Source organism: Micromonospora sp. RTP1Z1 (assembly GCF_033804685.1).
Lineage (GTDB): Bacteria > Actinomycetota > Actinomycetes > Mycobacteriales > Micromonosporaceae > Micromonospora.
Genome location: NZ_JAPFQV010000041.1, coordinates 1 through 14,992, shown reverse-complemented (window position 1 = coordinate 14,992; position 14,992 = coordinate 1). Strand labels below are relative to the sequence as shown.

Genomic DNA, 14,992 nt, shown 5'->3' with positions numbered 1-14,992 from the left:
GGCCGCGCGAGGGCGCAGCCGGGCGGCGCCCGGTCGAGGATTGGAGGTCGGTCATGGCCGTTTTCGCAGGGTCGTTCCACCTGCCTCCACCAGCCTCGATCAAGGGATCAGCGAACCAGTGCGTGAACACGACCTCCCGGCGCGCCAGCGCCATGGCCGCGGCAAGAGCCGCTTCGACGACGACGAACCGTATTACCTGAAGCAGGGCCGGCACGCCGAGCCGGCCCTGACCGAGCCCGACGACGAGCCCGACCCCGAGGACCCCTGGTCCTCCTGGGACGGGGCCGTGCACGGCCCGGAACCGCACCCCGAGTGGCTGGTCACCGAGCTGGCCGCGCGGGACACCGAACTCGGCGTGCTCAAGACCGGCAAGGAGGCGGACGTCCACCTGGTCCGCCGGGCCGTGCCGGAGACCGGCCGGTCCTGCCTGCTGGCGGCGAAACGCTACCGGGACGCCCAGCACCGGCTCTTCCACCGGGACGCCGGCTACCTGGAGGGGCGGCGGGTCCGCCGGTCCCGGGAGAACCGGGCGATGGCCGGGCGGACCGCGTTCGGCCGGCAGATGATCGCCGGGCAGTGGGCGGCGGCCGAGTTCGCGGCGCTGGCCCGGCTCTGGGAGATCGGCGCGGAATCCGGGCGGATCGCGGTGCCGTACCCGGTGCAGCTGCTCGGCACCGAGCTGATGCTGGAGTTCGTCGGGGACGCCGACGAGGGGCAGGCGGCGCCGCGGCTGGCCCAGGTCCGCCCCGAGCCGGCCGAGCTGCGCGACCTGTGGGAGCAGCTGGTCGACGCCCTGGTCGTGCTCGCCCGCGCCGGGTACGCGCACGGCGACCTGTCCCCGTACAACCTGCTGGTGCACCGGGGGCGGCTGGTCATGATCGATCTGCCGCAGGTGGTCGACGTGGTGGCCAACCCGCAGGGGCCGGAGTTCCTCGCCCGGGACGTCAAGGTGGTCGGCGCGTGGTTCACCGCGCGGGGACTGCCCGCCCTGGACGCCGACCCGGCCGCGCTGACCGGGCTGCTGCTGCGCGAGGCGGGCATCTGCTGAGCGGACGGGGTCCCGGGCGGGCCGACCCGCCCGGGACACCGGTTCACTGGAGGTAGCGCTCGACCTCCGGCACCGGGCGCTCGCCCTGGGCGTCCGGGTCGCCATGCGCCTGCCGGGCCGCGCGGCGGCGGCGCAGCAGGTCCCAGCACTGGTCAAGGGATTCCTCCAGCGCCCGCAGCCGTTCCTTGGCCTCGTCGTCGGTGCCGGACTCGTGCTCCTGCGCGGCCGAGCGCAGCCGGTGCTCCTCGTCGACCAGTTCGGAGATCCGGTTCAGGATGGTCATGTCGTCCATGCCCCTGAGCCTGGCACAGGCCGCTCGGACACGCCCACGTTCTGTTCCGCGTCGGCCTGACCGGTCGGGGCAGCGGCACGCGGGGTGGCCCCCCGCGCGGTACGGTGCCACGCCATGATCTCGGTACCGCGCCCGTTCCGCCCGGCCGACGCCCCGGCCGTGGCCACGCTGCTACGGGCCGCCAACCCGCACGTCCTGGTCACCCCGGAGCTGGTCGCCTGGCAGGCGACCGCCGGCCCGGCCGCCGAGCGGTACGCCCTGCTGGTCGCCGAGTCCGCGGGGGAGGTGGTCGGCGTCGCCCGTACCGGGTTGCTGCACGAGAGCGCCGAACCGGACCTGGGCTTCGCCAACGTCACCGTGCATCCGCGACGGCGCGGGGGCGGCGCCGGGTCCGCCCTGCTCGCTGCCGCCGAGCAGCGGCTCGCCAGGGTGGGCGCGCGGACGGCGTACGCCAAGGTGGCCGACGATCCGATGGCGGTCGGCTTCGCCGAGCGGCGGGGCTACCGGCGCGGCCGGCGGGCCCTGTTCCTCCGCCTGGAGCTGGCCGCGGCGGCGCTGCCCGTCCTGCCGGTGCCGCCCGGGGTGGAGCTGGCGACGGCGGCCGACCTGGCCGATCCGCGCCCGTTGTACGAGGCGGACCTGGACGCCGCCCGCGACGAGCCCGGCGATGTGGGCATGGACGACATCAGCTACCCCGACTGGCTGGCCGCCTACTGGCACCGCCCCGACCTGGACCGGGCGCTGACCTGTCTGGCCATCGTGGACGGTGCGGTCGCGGCGTTCAGCCTCGCCCTGACCGACGGCCGTCACGGCTACCAGTCCGGGATGACCGGCACCCGGCCCGCCCACCGTCGGGCCGGCCTGGCCGGGTTGGTCAAAGTCGCCGCGCTGCGCCGAGGCCGCCGGGCCGGCTTCCGGTACGCCGTCACGACCAACGACGCCGGCAACGACGCGATGCTGGCGCTCAACCGGCGGCTCGGCTACCGGACGGTCGGTGGCGAGTGGCGCCACCTGCGGAACCTCTGCGGCTGAGCAATGCCCTGACCGCTCCATTGTCAACAATGGGAATGTTGTTCCGTGAAATATCTTCTTCTCCGTCTTCTGATCCGCCTGTCCGGATGGCATGCTCGGCGGCAACATCACGGGTCATGACGGCGCCGCGACACTTAGATGACCCAGGGGGGCGCACCACGTGGACCAGTCGCATCCGGCACCCGAGCCGACCGGGCAGCTCCGCACCGTCCCTCTGCACCGGATCCTGCCGGGCCTGCTCCGCGATCCCGCCCGCGCGCTGATCGACGTCGGCAACCGGACCGGCGGAGGGGTCGTCCGGCTCAACCTCGGGTCGTTCCGCCCCTACCTGGTCACCCACCCCCGGCACGTGCAGCACGTCCTGCGCGACCGCGCCGACAACTACGAACGAGCTGGCGACGGGCTGTTCTGGCGGCCAATCAAGCGGCTGTTCGGCGAGGGGATCCTCGGTGAGGGTCAGATCTGGTCGGCCAGCCGCCGGATGCTCCAGCCGATGTTCACCGCCAAGCGCGTGGAGGCGCTGATCGACGGGATGGCCGAGGCCATCGGCGACGCCGTGGACGAGTTGGGTGAGCCGTCCCCAGCGGGGCGGACCGTCGACATCGGCGTCGAGCAGTCCCGGATCGTGAGCTGCGCGATCATGCGGGTGCTCTTCGCTGACAAGATCTCCGTGCCGGACGCGATGCGGGTGATCGACGCGCAGGACGTCATCGCCACCGCGGTGATCCCCCGGATCATCGTGCCGTTCGCCCCGCTGTCCCTGCCGATGCCGGGTGACCGCCCGTTCCGCCGGGCGGTGCGCATCGTCGACGACGTGCTGTTGCCCGTCGTCCGGGCGGCCAAGGCGGCGGCCGACGACGGTGACGACATCATCTCCACGCTGTGGCGAGCCCGCACCGAGGACGGTCGGCCGCTCGACGAGCGGCAGGTCCGCAACGACACCGTGGCGATGTTCGCGGCGACCACGGAGACCACCATCAACGTGCTCACCTGGCTCTGGCCCCACCTGGAGCAGCATCCCGACGTCGCCGACCAGCTCTACGCCGAGATCGACCAGGTGCTGGGCGGTGGACCGGTCCGCCGCGAGCACCTGCGCGAACTGACCTACACCAGGATGGTCCTTGACGAGTTGCTGCGGCTGTACCCGATCGGTTGGATCATCCCGCGCCGCGCGGTCGCCGCGGATGTCATCGACGGCGTACCGATCGAGGCCGGCGCCACCATGGTGGCGAGCCCGTTGATCACCCAGCGGATGGCGCAGTTCTGGGAGCGGCCGGACGAGTTCGACCCGGAACGGTTCCGGCCGGAGCGCGTCCGCGCCCGTCACCGGTACGCCCACTTCCCCTTCGGTGGCGGCCCACACCAGTGCCTCGGGATGAACCTGTTCTACCTGGAGGCGCAGCTCATCCTCGCCACGATGCTCAGCCGGTACCAGTTCCGGTTGCGCCGCCCGGGCGTGCCCGGCCTGCGGTTGGCCGCGGCGCTCCGGCCGCGCGAACGGGTCGAGCTGACCCTGCTGGCCACCCGGACGGCGACTGAGAGGGCATGACCAGAGTGGATGTACAGGGCGGCCAGCTCGCTTCGGCCGCGGAACAGGGACGGATCTGCGCGCTCGCCGCCCGGGGACAGCGGGACCTGCAGCGGCGGGCCGGCGCCCATCCCGATCTCTTTCCCAGCAAGCCCTTCGACGCGGCACTGTTCAGCAGCATCGCGCTGGCCATGGCGTTCAGCGCGCCGTGGTGCACCGCCGAGGAGCTCGCTCTCACCGGCCGCGCGGTGCTCTGGGGCTTCGCGGTCGACTGGCAGGTCGACCACCTGGCGACGTCCCGGTCAGAGCTCGATCGGATCACGGAGACGTGCCTGGCGGTGGCCGACGGCGCCGCGGCCGACGATCCGCTGGGACGGTTCCTCGCCGAACTGCGCGACGACCTCGCCGCCTCCCCGGCCTTCGCCGGACTGCGGGGCCTATGGCGGGAGGAGATCGGTCGCACCCTGACCGCCATGGCACGCGAGTGGGACTGGAAGACCGCGGCGGAAGACGGGACCGCGCGACCACCCACCCTGACCCAGTACCTCGCGAACGCCGACAATCTTGCCGCCACGGTGGTCAACGTCGCCCACTGGATCCACGCCGGATCGTCCGAGACGCACCGCCAGCTGCCACGACTCGTGACCGTGAGCGACGAGGTGCAACGGGCCCTGCGGTTGGTCAATGACTTGGGCACCTATGAACGCGACCTCGAATGGGGGGACCTCAACGCGATCATGCTGGTGGACGACCGCGCGGAGATCGAACGGCGGACGGCGGCGCAGATCGACCACTGCCGACACCTGCTGGCCGAGCTGGCGCCCAGCTGCCCTCGGGAGGCCGACTACCTGTCCCGGCAGCTGGGGTTCACCAGTGGCTTCTACCGCCTCACCGACTTCTGGGGAACCCGGTGAACATGGCCGGCGACCGTCGGGTGGCCGCCTGTCGGAGCGGTGGCGGGAAGCTGCCCGACGACGCACGCGGGCACGCCGGTCAGGTCCGGGAACTGATCGCGGCGATGGCGCGGAATCCGTCCGGGGAAACCTCGGCGTCCGTCTACGAGACCGCCCGCCTGGTCGGCCTCGCGCCCTGGCTGCCCGGCCACGACGTGCGGATCGTCTGGCTGCTCGACCGGCAGCGGGCCGACGGTGGCTGGGGCGGTCCGGAGGGATACGCCCTGGTGCCGAGCCTGAGCGCCACCGATGCCCTGTTGACGGTGCTCAGTCGCGGGGGCGGTCCGGGGCTGGCTGCGGAACTGGTCCGCGCCGCCGATCGGGGCCTGCGTTTCGTGGCCGGTCGCCTCGGTGACCCGGCCGCGCCGGCACTGCCCGACCTGCCGGCCACCGATCTGATCGTGCCGGCGCTGCTGGAGTCGATCGACGGATGGCTGAACGGCCCGGAGGGCCCGCCGGCGGGTCTGGAGGCGTGGCGCGACCGTCCCCGGCTCCCCCTTCCGGCCGGCCTGGACTCCGGCCGGCTGGACCGGGTACGGAGCCTGTTGGGGGCCGGTCGACCGGTCCCCGAGAAGCTGGCGCACGCCCTCGAGGTGGCTGGCGACCGGGCCCGACGGGCGGCCGGCGTCTCGCCGACGGGTCCGGGAACGATCGGCGCGTCACCGGCGGCCACCGCCGCCTGGATCGGACACCCCGACGACCCGGGCGGATCCGCCTCGGACTACCTGCGGGACGTCGGCCGGCGCGGCCCGGTGCCGTGCGCCAGCCCGATCGCCGTCTTCGAACGCGCCTGGGTGCTCAGCATCCTCACCCGGGCGGGGGTGCCGATGACGGTGCCCGCCGCGCTGGTGGGTGAGCTGCGGGCCGCCGTCGGGCCGGTCGGCGCCGCCACCGGGCCCGGCCTGCCGGCCGACGCCGACACCACCTCGGTGACCCTGTACGCCCTCGCCCGGCTGGGCGTGCCGGTCGACCCGTCCAGCCTCCGGTCCTACGACACCGGTGCCCACTTCTGCACGTGGCGGGGGGAGGACGGGGCCTCCGTCACCACCAACGCCCACGTGCTCGACGCCCTCGGTCACCACCTCACGCACGGCGGCCCGGCGGTCCACCCCCGCGTCGCGGCCACCGCGGACCGGGTCGCCGCCTGGCTGGTCGCCCGACAGCAGGCTGATGGGCGGTGGTCCGACCGGTGGCACGCGTCTTCCTACTACGCCACGTACTGCGCGATGCTCGCCCTCGGCGACCACGTCCAAAGCGCCGGGGCACGCACCGCCGTCGGGCGGGCCACCGACTGGCTGCTGGACACCCAGCGGCCGGACGGATCCTGGGGACGGTGGGCCGGCACCGCGGAGGAGACCGCGTACGCCGTGCTGGCGCTGCTGGCCGCCGACCGGTCGTTCGACCAAAAGGTCGTCGCGGCCGTCGCCGACGGACGACGTCGGCTGTCCGAGCTGGACGGCCAGGATGGCGAGCCAGCGTTGTGGCACGACAAGGACCTGTACCGGCCGACGCTGATCGTGCGTGCGGCGGTGCTCGCCGCACTGTGGTCCGGCGACGGGACGACCGGCCCAGCACCCCGCGCCAACCCTGCCATGATCAGCAACGCTTGAGACAACTTCCGGACACTGCTAGCGTGCGCCGGGGTCGATCGGAACGTCGACGACTCAACTCGGGCACGTGACCGAATATCCGGCCAGGACGGTGTGATGAGTTCCCGCAGTACGAATCTCCGTACCAAAGTCATCGCCCTGCTCATGTCGCTGATCGCACTGTGGGCCTTCGCGGCGTGGGTGACCGCCCGGGACGGCTTCACTCTGCTCGGTGTCCAGACGCTCAACTCACGGGTCTTCGAGCCGAGCGATCCGCTGCTGCTGCAGCTGCAGAACGAGCGGCGGTTGTCGCTGTCGTACCTGGGACAGGCCGACCCGGACCAGCTCAAGGAGCTGGTCGCGCAACGGCAGCGGACCGACGAGACCGCCTCGACGCTGTGGAAGTCCACCCAGGACTGGCGGACCAAGCTGCCGGCGAGCGACCAGCTCCAACAGCGGATCGCTGAGCTTCGGACGGAGGTCGAGCAGCTCGGCGGCATCCGGGCCGAGGTGGGGCGGAGAACCATCGACCGGACCGAGACGTTGGCCGCGTACAACGGGGCGATCGACGCGATCTTCGGGGTCTTCGACGCGCTCGGCGGTCTGGACGACGAAGAGATCGCCCGGGACACCGCCGCGCTGATCGACCTGAACCGGGCCCGCGAGCTGCTGTCGCAGGAGGACGCGCTGCTGACGGGTGTCCTGGCGGCCCACCGGATGACCGTGGCCGAGCAGACCGCCTTCGCCCGGCTGGTCGGTGCGCAGCGGTACCTCGCCGAGCGCACGGCGAACGATCTGCCCTCGAGGGACCGCGGCCGCTATCAAACAATGATCGACGGCGCCGCGTTCCAACAGCTGCGCGGCCTGGAGGACCGGATCCTGGCGGCCAAGGGCAGCGACGTCAGGCCGCCCGTGGCGGCACCGGCGTGGCAGGGCGCCGCCCCGCAGGCGATGGAGGACCTTCGCGGCGTCATTCTCGCTGGCGGCGAGGACATCGTGTCCCGGGCCACCCCGGTCGCCGTCATGGTGATCGTGCGGCTGGTGCTGGCGGCAGGCCTCGGCCTGCTCGCCGTCATCGCGTCCATCGTGGTCTCGATCACCACCACCCGGACGCTGGTCCAGCAACTGGAGCGGCTGCGTGAGGCGGCCTTCCGGCTGGCCAACGAGCGGCTGCCCGGCGTGGTGGAGCGGCTGGGGCACGGCGAGGAGGTCGACGTCGCCCGGGAGGCGCCGCCGTTGCAGTTCGGCGACGACGAGATCGGCCAGGTGGGCAAGGCCTTCAACGCCGTGCAGGAGACCGCGATCCGGACCGCCGTCGAGCAGGCCGAGCTGCGCCGCAGCGTCCGTGAGGTGTTCCTCAGCCTGGCCCGGCGCACCCAGGCGCTGGTCCACCGCCAGCTCACCCTGCTCGACGCGATGGAACGCCGCGAGCACGACGCCGAGGAGCTGGAGGACCTGTTCCGGGTGGACCACCTGGCCACCCGGATGCGGCGCAACGCGGAGAACCTGATCGTGCTCTCCGGCTCCACCCCGGGCCGGTCCTGGCGCCGCAACGTGCCGATGGTCGACGTGGTCCGCGGCGCGGTGGCCGAGGTCGAGGACTACACCCGGGTCAACGTGCTGCCGCTGGGTCCGGTGTCGCTGGCCGGCCGGGCCGTCGGTGACGTCATCCACCTGCTGGCCGAGCTCATCGAGAACGGGCTGTCGTTCTCGCCCCCGCACACCACCGTGGAGGTGCGCGGCCAACTGGTGGCCAACGGGTTCGCCATCGAGATCGAGGACCGGGGCCTCGGCATGAACACGGAGGACCTCGCCGCCGCCAACCACCGGATCGTCGACAAGTCCGAGCTGAACCTGGCCCATGCCGCCCGGCTCGGCCTCTACGTGGTCAGCCGGCTCACCGGACGGCACGGCGTGCGGGTGCAGCTCAAGGAGTCCGCGTACGGCGGCACGACGGCGGTGGTGCTGATCCCGCTCGACCTGGTCACCGATCACGGCCCCGACCCGATCAGCTCCGGCGCGTTCCGGGCGGGCTCGGGAACCGGCGTGCCCGCCGTGTCGGGCCCGGCCGACCGGTCCGAGCCGACCGGCGAGCTGCTCACCGCGCCGGTGGCGTTGGTCGAGCCGCCCCGGCCGACGACGCCGGACGCCGAGCGTCGGGACGACGAAGGCGACGACCTGCCGGCCGGGTCGGGCCCCGTGCCCGGCCGCGCCGTGGCGGCCGGGCCGGGCGAGCTGCCGGCGACGGAGGCGGGGCTGCCGACGCGTACCCGCCGGACCGCGCCGCCGGGGCTCGACGATCCGACGTTCCCGACCGGCCTGCCGGTGCGGGCCGGGGGGTCCACCGGGGACGGTGGCGTCGCTCCGGCGGCGGACGGCTCCGCGGCGGACGCGACCGACGTTGGCCGGGAGGAGCCGGCCCGGACCGAATCCGGGCTGCCGGTGCGGGTACGGCAGGCGAGCATCGTGCCGGAGCTGCGTGACGAACCGTCCGTTTCGGACGCTGACCCGGACGAGGACACGCTGCGCCCTCCGGAGCAGGTGCGCCGGATGATGAGCTCCTACCAGAGCGGTATCCGACGCGGCCGGACCGACGCGGCGCGGTTGCTCGGCGGGGCGGCGCGCGGGCCCGGGAGCGGGCCCGACACGGGGGACGAGTAGGCGACCTGAGGACGACGCCGGCCCGGCGGCACCCGAGGCCGGCCGGTACGGCGGAGCGAGCACGGCGACACCAGCCGGGAGAAGAGGACGACGAGTGGCGCAGAAGACGGCTTCGAGCGCGGACCTGACGTGGCTGCTGGATGATCTGGTCGGCCGGGTGAAGCAGGCGGAGCACGCCGTGGCGCTCTCCACCGACGGCCTGCTGATGGCCTCATCGCAGGGGCTGAGCCGGGACGACGGCGAGCACCTGGCGGCGATGGCGGCCGGCATCCAGAGCCTGGCCCGGGGCGCGGGCAAACGGTTCGGTGGCGGTCAGGTGCAGCAGACGATCATCGAGATGCAGTCGTCTTTCCTGTTCGTCATGGCGGCGGGCCGCAACGCCTGCCTGGCGGTGCTGGCTTCCGAGGACGCCGACGTGGGCCTGATCGCGTACGAGATGGCGATGCTGGTCACCCGGGTCGGCAGGTTCGTCGCCTCGCCGACCCGGGCGCCCGAGCAGTCGAGCGGCGAGACTCCGACGCGATGATCGCCCAGGGAGACTCCGCGGAGCACGAGTGGGTGGACGAGCATGCGGGCCCGGTGGTGCGCCCGTATGCGGTGACCCGGGGCCGGGCCCGTCCGGTCACCGGCACGTTCGACCTGATCTCCCTGGTGATGGCGACCCGGGCCGACGTGGCGTCGGAGTCGGGGCTGGGCCCCGAACACGTGGCCATTGTGGGCCTCTGCCAGCGGATGCAGTCCGTGGCGGAGATCGCCGCTCACCTCGACCTGCCGGTGGGCACCGTCCGGGTCCTCCTTGGTGACCTGGTGGCCCGCACCCTGGTGCAGGTCCGTGAGCCGCGCGGCACCACCGCCGGCCTTCCCGACGACAGCGTTTTCGAGGCGGTTATCAATGGACTTCGGGCCCTCTGAGCGGCCGGCGGGAGCGGCGCCGTTGCCCACCGCGATCAAGATTCTGATCGCCGGTGGTTTCGGCGTGGGCAAGACCACCATGGTCGGCGCGGTCAGCGAGACCCGTCCGCTGCGGACGGAGGAGGTGCTGACCGAGACCGGGGTGGGGATCGACGACCTTTCCGGCGTCGAGGAGAAGGGCACCACCACCGTCGCGATGGACTTCGGTCGGATCACCATCAGCGACGACCTGGTGCTCTACGTCTTCGGCACCCCGGGCCAGGACCGGTTCTGGTTCGTCTGGGACGAGCTTGCGCTGGGCGCCATCGGGGCGGTGGTGCTCGCCGACACCCGCCGGTTGGCCGACTGCTTTCCGTCGATCGACTACTTCGAGGGCCGGGGCACGCCGTTCGTGGTGGCGGTGAACTGCTTCGAGGGCGCCGAGCAGCACCGGCTGGGCGAGGTGCAGGCGGCGCTCAACCTCGACCCGGTGGTGCCGGTGGTGCTCTGCGACGCCCGGCAGCGGGAGTCGAGCAAGGAGGTGCTCATCACGCTGCTGGAGCACGCCATGAAGACCCGCGAGGCCCGCCGCCGCGCCGCCGGGGACTGACCCCGTCCGGATGCGGAAAGGGCCCCTCCCCGCTTGGGTCGCGGGAAGGGGCCCTTTCGGTGTACGTCAGCTGGCGATCATGCGCCGCAGCACGTACTGCAGGATGCCGCCGTGCCGGTAGTAGTCCGCCTCACCAGGAGTGTCGATCCGGACCACGCCGTCGAACTCCACGCCGGTGTCGGTGGTGACCTTCACCGTGCGCGGGACCTCGCCGTCGTTCAGCGCGGTCACGCCGGTGATGGTGAAGGTCTCCGTGCCGGTGAGCCCGAGCGACTCCGCGGTGGTGTCGACGGGGAACTGCAGCGGCAGGACGCCCATGCCGATCAGGTTCGAGCGGTGGATCCGCTCGTACGACTCGGCGACGACCGCCTTGACACCGAGCAGCATGGTGCCCTTGGCCGCCCAGTCGCGGGACGAGCCGGAGCCGTACTCCTTGCCGGCCAGGATGACCAGCGGGACGCCCGCCTCCTGGTACGCCGTGGAGGCGTCGTAGATCGAGGTCTGCTCGCCGGTCAGGTGGTTGACGGTGAAGCCACCCTCCACCCCCGGGACCAGCTGGTTGCGCAGCCGGATATTGGCGAAGGTGCCCCGGATCATCACCTCGTGGTTGCCGCGGCGGGAGCCGTACGAGTTGAACTCGTGGCGCGGCACGCCGTGCTCGGCGAGGTACTTCCCGGCGGGGGAGTCGGCCTTGATCGAGCCGGCCGGGGAGATGTGGTCGGTGGTCACCGAGTCGCCGAGCTTGGCCAGCACGCGCGCCGGACCGATGTCGGAAACAGGCGCCGGCAGGCGCCCCATGCCCTCGAAGTACGGGGGCTTGCGGACGTAGGTGGACCCGCCCTCCCAGGCGAACGTGTCACCGGTCGGGGTCGGCAGCGACTGCCACCGCTCGTCGCCGGTGAAGACGTCCGCGTACGCGGCGCTGAAGCCGGTGGCGCCGATCGCCTGGGCGATGACGTCCTGGATCTCGGCGCTGTTCGGCCAGATGTCGCGCAGGAAGACCGGGTTGCCCTGGCTGTCCTCGCCGAGCGGCTCGTTGGCCAGGTCGATGTCCATCGTGCCGGCCAGCGCGTACGCGACCACCAGCGGCGGGGACGCCAGGTAGTTCATCTTGACGTCCGGGTTGATCCGGCCCTCGAAGTTCCGGTTGCCCGACAGCACGGACACGACGGCGAGGTCGCCCTCGTTGACCGCGGCGGAGACCTCCTCCGGCAGCGGGCCGGAGTTGCCGATGCAGGTGGTGCAGCCGTAGCCGACCAGATTGAAGCCGAGCTTGTCGAGGTACGGCGTGAGGCCGGCGCGCTCGTAGTAGTCCATGACGACCTTGGAGCCCGGCGCCAGGGTGGTCTTCACCCACGGCTTGCGGGTCAGGCCCTTGTCCACCGCGTTGCGGGCGAGCAGCGCGGCACCGATCATCACCTGCGGGTTGGAGGTGTTGGTGCAGGAGGTGATCGCGGCGATCACCACGGCGCCGTGGTCCAACTCGTACTCGACTCCGTCGGCGCTGGTCACCCGGATCGGGTTGCTGGCCCGACCGCCGGAGCCGACCGCCGCGGTCTCCAGGTCGCGCGGCTCGTCGGCCGGGTCGCTGAATTCGTTGGCCGGCGGGTCGCTGGCCGGGAAGGACTCGGCGCTGGCCTCGTCGGCCGGGCCGTGCGCGCCGGACGGCAGCTTCTCGCGGGGTACGGCCGGCTTGAGGTCGCGCTCGCCGGCGGAGTCGTCCGCCACGTAGTCGGTCAGCGCGGAGCGGAACAGCGTCTTGGCGCTGCCCAGCGGCACCCGGTCCTGCGGGCGCTTCGGGCCGGCCAGGGACGGCTCGATGGTGCCCAGGTCGAGCTCCAGCCGCTCGGAGTACTCCGGCTCGTGGTCCGGGTCGTGCCAGAGGCCCTGCTCCTTGGCGTACGCCTCGACGAGCCCGACCTGCTGCGGGTCGCGGCCGGTCAGCTCCAGGTAGCGGATGGTCTCCGCGTCGATCGGGAAGATCGCGACGGTGGAGCCGTACTCCGGGGACATGTTGCCGATGGTGGCCCGGTTGGCCAGCGGTACGGCGCCCACGCCGGGGCCGTAGAACTCGACGAACTTGCCCACCACGCCGTGCCTGCGCAGCATTTCGGTGATGGTGAGCACCAGGTCGGTGGCGGTGGTGCCGGCCGGCATCTCGCCGGAGAGCTTGAAGCCGACGACCCGCGGGATGAGCATGCTGACCGGCTGGCCGAGCATGGCGGCCTCGGCCTCGATGCCGCCGACGCCCCAGCCGAGCACGCCCAGGCCGTTGACCATGGTGGTGTGCGAGTCGGTGCCGACCACGGTGTCCGGGTACGCCTGGCCGTTGCGCTCCATGATCGTCCGGGCCAGGTACTCGATGTTGACCTGGTGCACGATGCCGGTGCCCGGCGGCACGACCTTGAACTCGTTGAACGCGGTCTGGCCCCAGCGCAGGAACTGGTAGCGCTCCTTGTTGCGCTCGTACTCCAGCTCGACGTTGCGCGCGAAGGCGTCCTCGCGGCCGAAGAGGTCGGCGATGACGGAGTGGTCGATGACCAGCTCGGCCGGGGCGAGCGGGTTCACCTTGGCGGCGTCGCCGCCGAGGTCGCGGACGGCCTCCCGCATGGTGGCCAGGTCGACGACGCAGGGCACGCCGGTGAAGTCCTGCATGAGCACCCGCGCCGGGGTGAACTGGATCTCCACGCTCGGGGCGGCGGTGGGGTCCCACCCGCCGAGCTCGCGGATGTGGTCGGCGGTGATGTTCGCGCCGTCCTCGGTCCGCAGCAGGTTCTCCAGGAGGATCTTCAAGCTGTAGGGCAGCCGGTCGTGGCCCACCACCTTGTCGATCTTGAAAATCTCGTAGCTCGCGTCTCCGACGCGTAGCTGGGTCTTCGCACCGAAGGTGTCGAGGCTCGCCACGTCGTACTCCTTCACACCAGCGACCGTGAGTAGTCCTGAGCAGTCTGGCGCACCGGCCGGGGCGACGCCCCGGTTAGGTGACACTTACCGCTGATTCTCCGCTTCCAACAAAACCGTACGTCCGTCTTGCTATTCACGCAACCTCATGCCAGCTTGTGGGACGAGGAGGCCACCATGATCCATCACGTCCTGCTCGCCTGCCCACCCGGCTCCGAGGCCGCATCCCGGGCGTTCTACGCCGGCCTGCTCGGCATGATCGAGAAGCCCAAGCCGCCGGCCCTCGCCGCCCGCGGTGGTTGCTGGTTCACCGGGTACGACGCCGAACTGCACCTTGGCGTCGAACCGGACTTCCGGCCGGCCCGCAAGGCCCACCCGGCGCTGCTCCGCCCCGACCTCGACGACCTCGCCGCCCGGCTGGCCGCCGCCGGCCACCCGGTCACCTGGGGTGACGACGAGGTCCCCGGCATGCGGCGCTTCCACACCCACGACCCGCACGGCAATCGTCTCGAGTTCCTCGCCCCGATCGCCGGCTGACCGCCCCGCCGAGCCGTGCCGAACGGCCGGGGAGCGTGCTGTCGACGGGCGCCGGCCCCGGACGGGCGGTCGGTGCGGGAGCGGGCGGTTCGGACGTCGCGGCGAGGGTAGGGTTCGAGGTCGGACCGGAAGGGGTGGCGGTGGTCGACGTACAGCACTGGCTCTCCGCGCTGCCGCCGGGCGTGGTCTACCTGATCGTCGCCGCGGTGATCGGCGTGGAAAGCATGGGCGTGCCGCTGCCCGGCGAGATCGTCCTGGTCAGCTCCGCCCTGCTCGCGGCGGCCGGCGTGGTCGAGCCGGAGTGGGTCGCCACCGCCGCGGCGGCCGGCGCCATCGTCGGCGACTCGGTCGGGTACGCGGTGGGCCGCCGGGGCGGTCGTCCGCTGCTGGCCCGGCTGGGCCGGCGCTTCCCCCGACATCTCGGCCCCGCGCAGATCGCCAGCGCCGAGCAGAGCTTCGCCCGGCACGGTGTCTGGGCGGTCTTCTTCGGCCGCTTCGTGGCGCTGCTGCGGATCCTCGCCGGCCCGCTGGCGGGCGCGCTGCACGTGCCGTACCGCCGGTTCCTGCTGGCGAACGCGGCCGGCGGCCTGGTCTGGGCCTTCGGCACGACCTACCTGCTCTTCACCGTGGGCCGGGCGGCCGAACACTGGCTCAAGGACATCTCGTGGGCCGGCCTGGTCGTCGCGATCCTCGCCGGGTTGGGCAGCACCTGGTGGCTGCGCCGCCGGGCCCATCGGCTCGACCCGGCGAAGGCGGCCGACGAGGCCGAGCCGGTCCGCGCCGGCAGCGAGCGCTGACCCGTCCCCGGCGCGCATACCCGGACACGACGACAGGGCCGGCCCCCGGTTGGGGGTCGGCCCTGTCGTGGTTGGTGCTGTGGGGTGGGTCAGGAGGTGGTGTAGCCGCGGGTGGCGATCCAGTCGGCGAGGTTGTCGACGCTGATGCGGTAG

13 protein-coding genes are annotated in these 14,992 nt (G+C 72.5%); 11 read left to right on the top strand and 2 right to left on the bottom strand.

Annotation, left to right across the window (positions count from 1 at the left end; genetic code table 11):
• Positions 1 to 118: 118 nt before the first annotated feature.
• Positions 119 to 1,048: a serine protein kinase RIO gene (locus SLP03_RS20285; RefSeq protein WP_319462191.1), complete on the top strand. Its 930-nt coding sequence runs from the start codon at positions 119 to 121 to the stop codon at positions 1,046 to 1,048.
• Positions 1,049 to 1,091: 43 nt separating this feature from the next.
• Here the strand turns inward: SLP03_RS20285 and SLP03_RS20280 are convergent, their stop codons facing one another.
• On the bottom strand, positions 1,092 to 1,340 hold the full coding sequence (locus tag SLP03_RS20280; RefSeq protein ID WP_319462190.1) for a DUF2630 family protein: 249 nt from the start codon (positions 1,338 to 1,340) through the stop codon (positions 1,092 to 1,094).
• A 114-nt stretch (positions 1,341 to 1,454) separates the two neighbouring features.
• On the opposite strand from SLP03_RS20280, the gene SLP03_RS20275 reads away from it, so the two are divergent.
• The 8 genes from SLP03_RS20275 (at position 1,455) to SLP03_RS20240 (ending at position 10,604) form a co-directional block, all read left to right on the top strand.
• The gene (locus tag SLP03_RS20275; RefSeq protein WP_319462189.1) at positions 1,455 to 2,372 is read left to right on the top strand and encodes a GNAT family N-acetyltransferase; all 918 of its coding nucleotides are present in this window, start codon (positions 1,455 to 1,457) and stop codon (positions 2,370 to 2,372) included.
• 160 nt (positions 2,373 to 2,532) lie between these two features.
• Positions 2,533 to 3,921: a cytochrome P450 gene (locus SLP03_RS20270; RefSeq protein WP_319462188.1), complete on the top strand. Its 1,389-nt coding sequence runs from the start codon at positions 2,533 to 2,535 to the stop codon at positions 3,919 to 3,921.
• Positions 3,918 to 4,814 carry a terpene synthase family protein gene (locus tag SLP03_RS20265; RefSeq protein ID WP_319462187.1) on the top strand — a complete coding sequence of 299 codons (897 nt, stop codon included), beginning with the start codon at positions 3,918 to 3,920 and terminating at the stop codon, positions 4,812 to 4,814. Before SLP03_RS20270 ends, SLP03_RS20265 begins: the two co-directional genes overlap by 4 nt.
• 2 nt (positions 4,815 to 4,816) lie before the next feature.
• A complete protein-coding gene (locus tag SLP03_RS20260) occupies positions 4,817 to 6,463 on the top strand; it encodes a prenyltransferase/squalene oxidase repeat-containing protein (protein WP_319462186.1) in 1,647 nt (548 codons plus the stop codon).
• A 96-nt stretch (positions 6,464 to 6,559) separates the two neighbouring features.
• Positions 6,560 to 9,103 (top strand): nitrate- and nitrite sensing domain-containing protein, encoded by a 2,544-nt coding sequence (locus SLP03_RS20255; protein ID WP_319462185.1) that lies wholly within the window; start codon positions 6,560 to 6,562, stop codon positions 9,101 to 9,103.
• A 94-nt stretch (positions 9,104 to 9,197) separates the two neighbouring features.
• Positions 9,198 to 9,629, top strand: coding sequence for a roadblock/LC7 domain-containing protein (locus tag SLP03_RS20250; protein ID WP_319462184.1), 432 nt, complete (start codon positions 9,198 to 9,200; stop codon positions 9,627 to 9,629).
• Positions 9,626 to 10,015, top strand: a complete 390-nt coding sequence (locus tag SLP03_RS20245) for a DUF742 domain-containing protein (protein WP_319462183.1) — start codon at positions 9,626 to 9,628, stop codon at positions 10,013 to 10,015. The genes SLP03_RS20250 and SLP03_RS20245 overlap by 4 nt, the downstream gene beginning before the upstream one ends.
• Complete coding sequence (locus SLP03_RS20240; RefSeq protein WP_319462182.1) at positions 9,996 to 10,604, top strand: ATP/GTP-binding protein; 609 nt, start codon at positions 9,996 to 9,998, stop codon at positions 10,602 to 10,604. The genes SLP03_RS20245 and SLP03_RS20240 overlap by 20 nt, the downstream gene beginning before the upstream one ends.
• 66 nt (positions 10,605 to 10,670) lie before the next feature.
• On the opposite strand, the gene SLP03_RS20235 is transcribed toward SLP03_RS20240, so the two are convergent.
• On the bottom strand, positions 10,671 to 13,523 hold the full coding sequence (locus SLP03_RS20235; RefSeq protein WP_319462181.1) for an aconitate hydratase: 2,853 nt from the start codon (positions 13,521 to 13,523) through the stop codon (positions 10,671 to 10,673).
• A 159-nt stretch (positions 13,524 to 13,682) separates the two neighbouring features.
• On the opposite strand from SLP03_RS20235, the gene SLP03_RS20230 reads away from it, so the two are divergent.
• Positions 13,683 to 14,042: a VOC family protein gene (locus tag SLP03_RS20230; protein ID WP_319462180.1), complete on the top strand. Its 360-nt coding sequence runs from the start codon at positions 13,683 to 13,685 to the stop codon at positions 14,040 to 14,042.
• 140 nt (positions 14,043 to 14,182) lie between these two features.
• Complete coding sequence (locus tag SLP03_RS20225) at positions 14,183 to 14,839, top strand: DedA family protein (protein WP_319462179.1); 657 nt, start codon at positions 14,183 to 14,185, stop codon at positions 14,837 to 14,839.
• Positions 14,840 to 14,992: the final 153 nt, after the last annotated feature.

What these genes read in the sequence shown, in the direction of transcription:
- SLP03_RS20280 (WP_319462190.1), bottom strand. Translation starts at nt 1,340, where the DNA reads ATGGACGACATGACCATCCTGAACCGGATCTCCGAACTGGTCGACGAG.
- SLP03_RS20275 (WP_319462189.1), top strand. Translation starts at nt 1,455, where the DNA reads ATGATCTCGGTACCGCGCCCGTTCCGCCCGGCCGACGCCCCGGCCGTG.
- SLP03_RS20265 (WP_319462187.1), top strand. Translation starts at nt 3,918, where the DNA reads ATGACCAGAGTGGATGTACAGGGCGGCCAGCTCGCTTCGGCCGCGGAA.
- SLP03_RS20260 (WP_319462186.1), top strand. Translation starts at nt 4,817, where the DNA reads ATGGCCGGCGACCGTCGGGTGGCCGCCTGTCGGAGCGGTGGCGGGAAG.
- SLP03_RS20255 (WP_319462185.1), top strand. Translation starts at nt 6,560, where the DNA reads ATGAGTTCCCGCAGTACGAATCTCCGTACCAAAGTCATCGCCCTGCTC.
- SLP03_RS20245 (WP_319462183.1), top strand. Translation starts at nt 9,626, where the DNA reads ATGATCGCCCAGGGAGACTCCGCGGAGCACGAGTGGGTGGACGAGCAT.
- SLP03_RS20240 (WP_319462182.1), top strand. Translation starts at nt 9,996, where the DNA reads ATGGACTTCGGGCCCTCTGAGCGGCCGGCGGGAGCGGCGCCGTTGCCC.
- SLP03_RS20230 (WP_319462180.1), top strand. Translation starts at nt 13,683, where the DNA reads ATGATCCATCACGTCCTGCTCGCCTGCCCACCCGGCTCCGAGGCCGCA.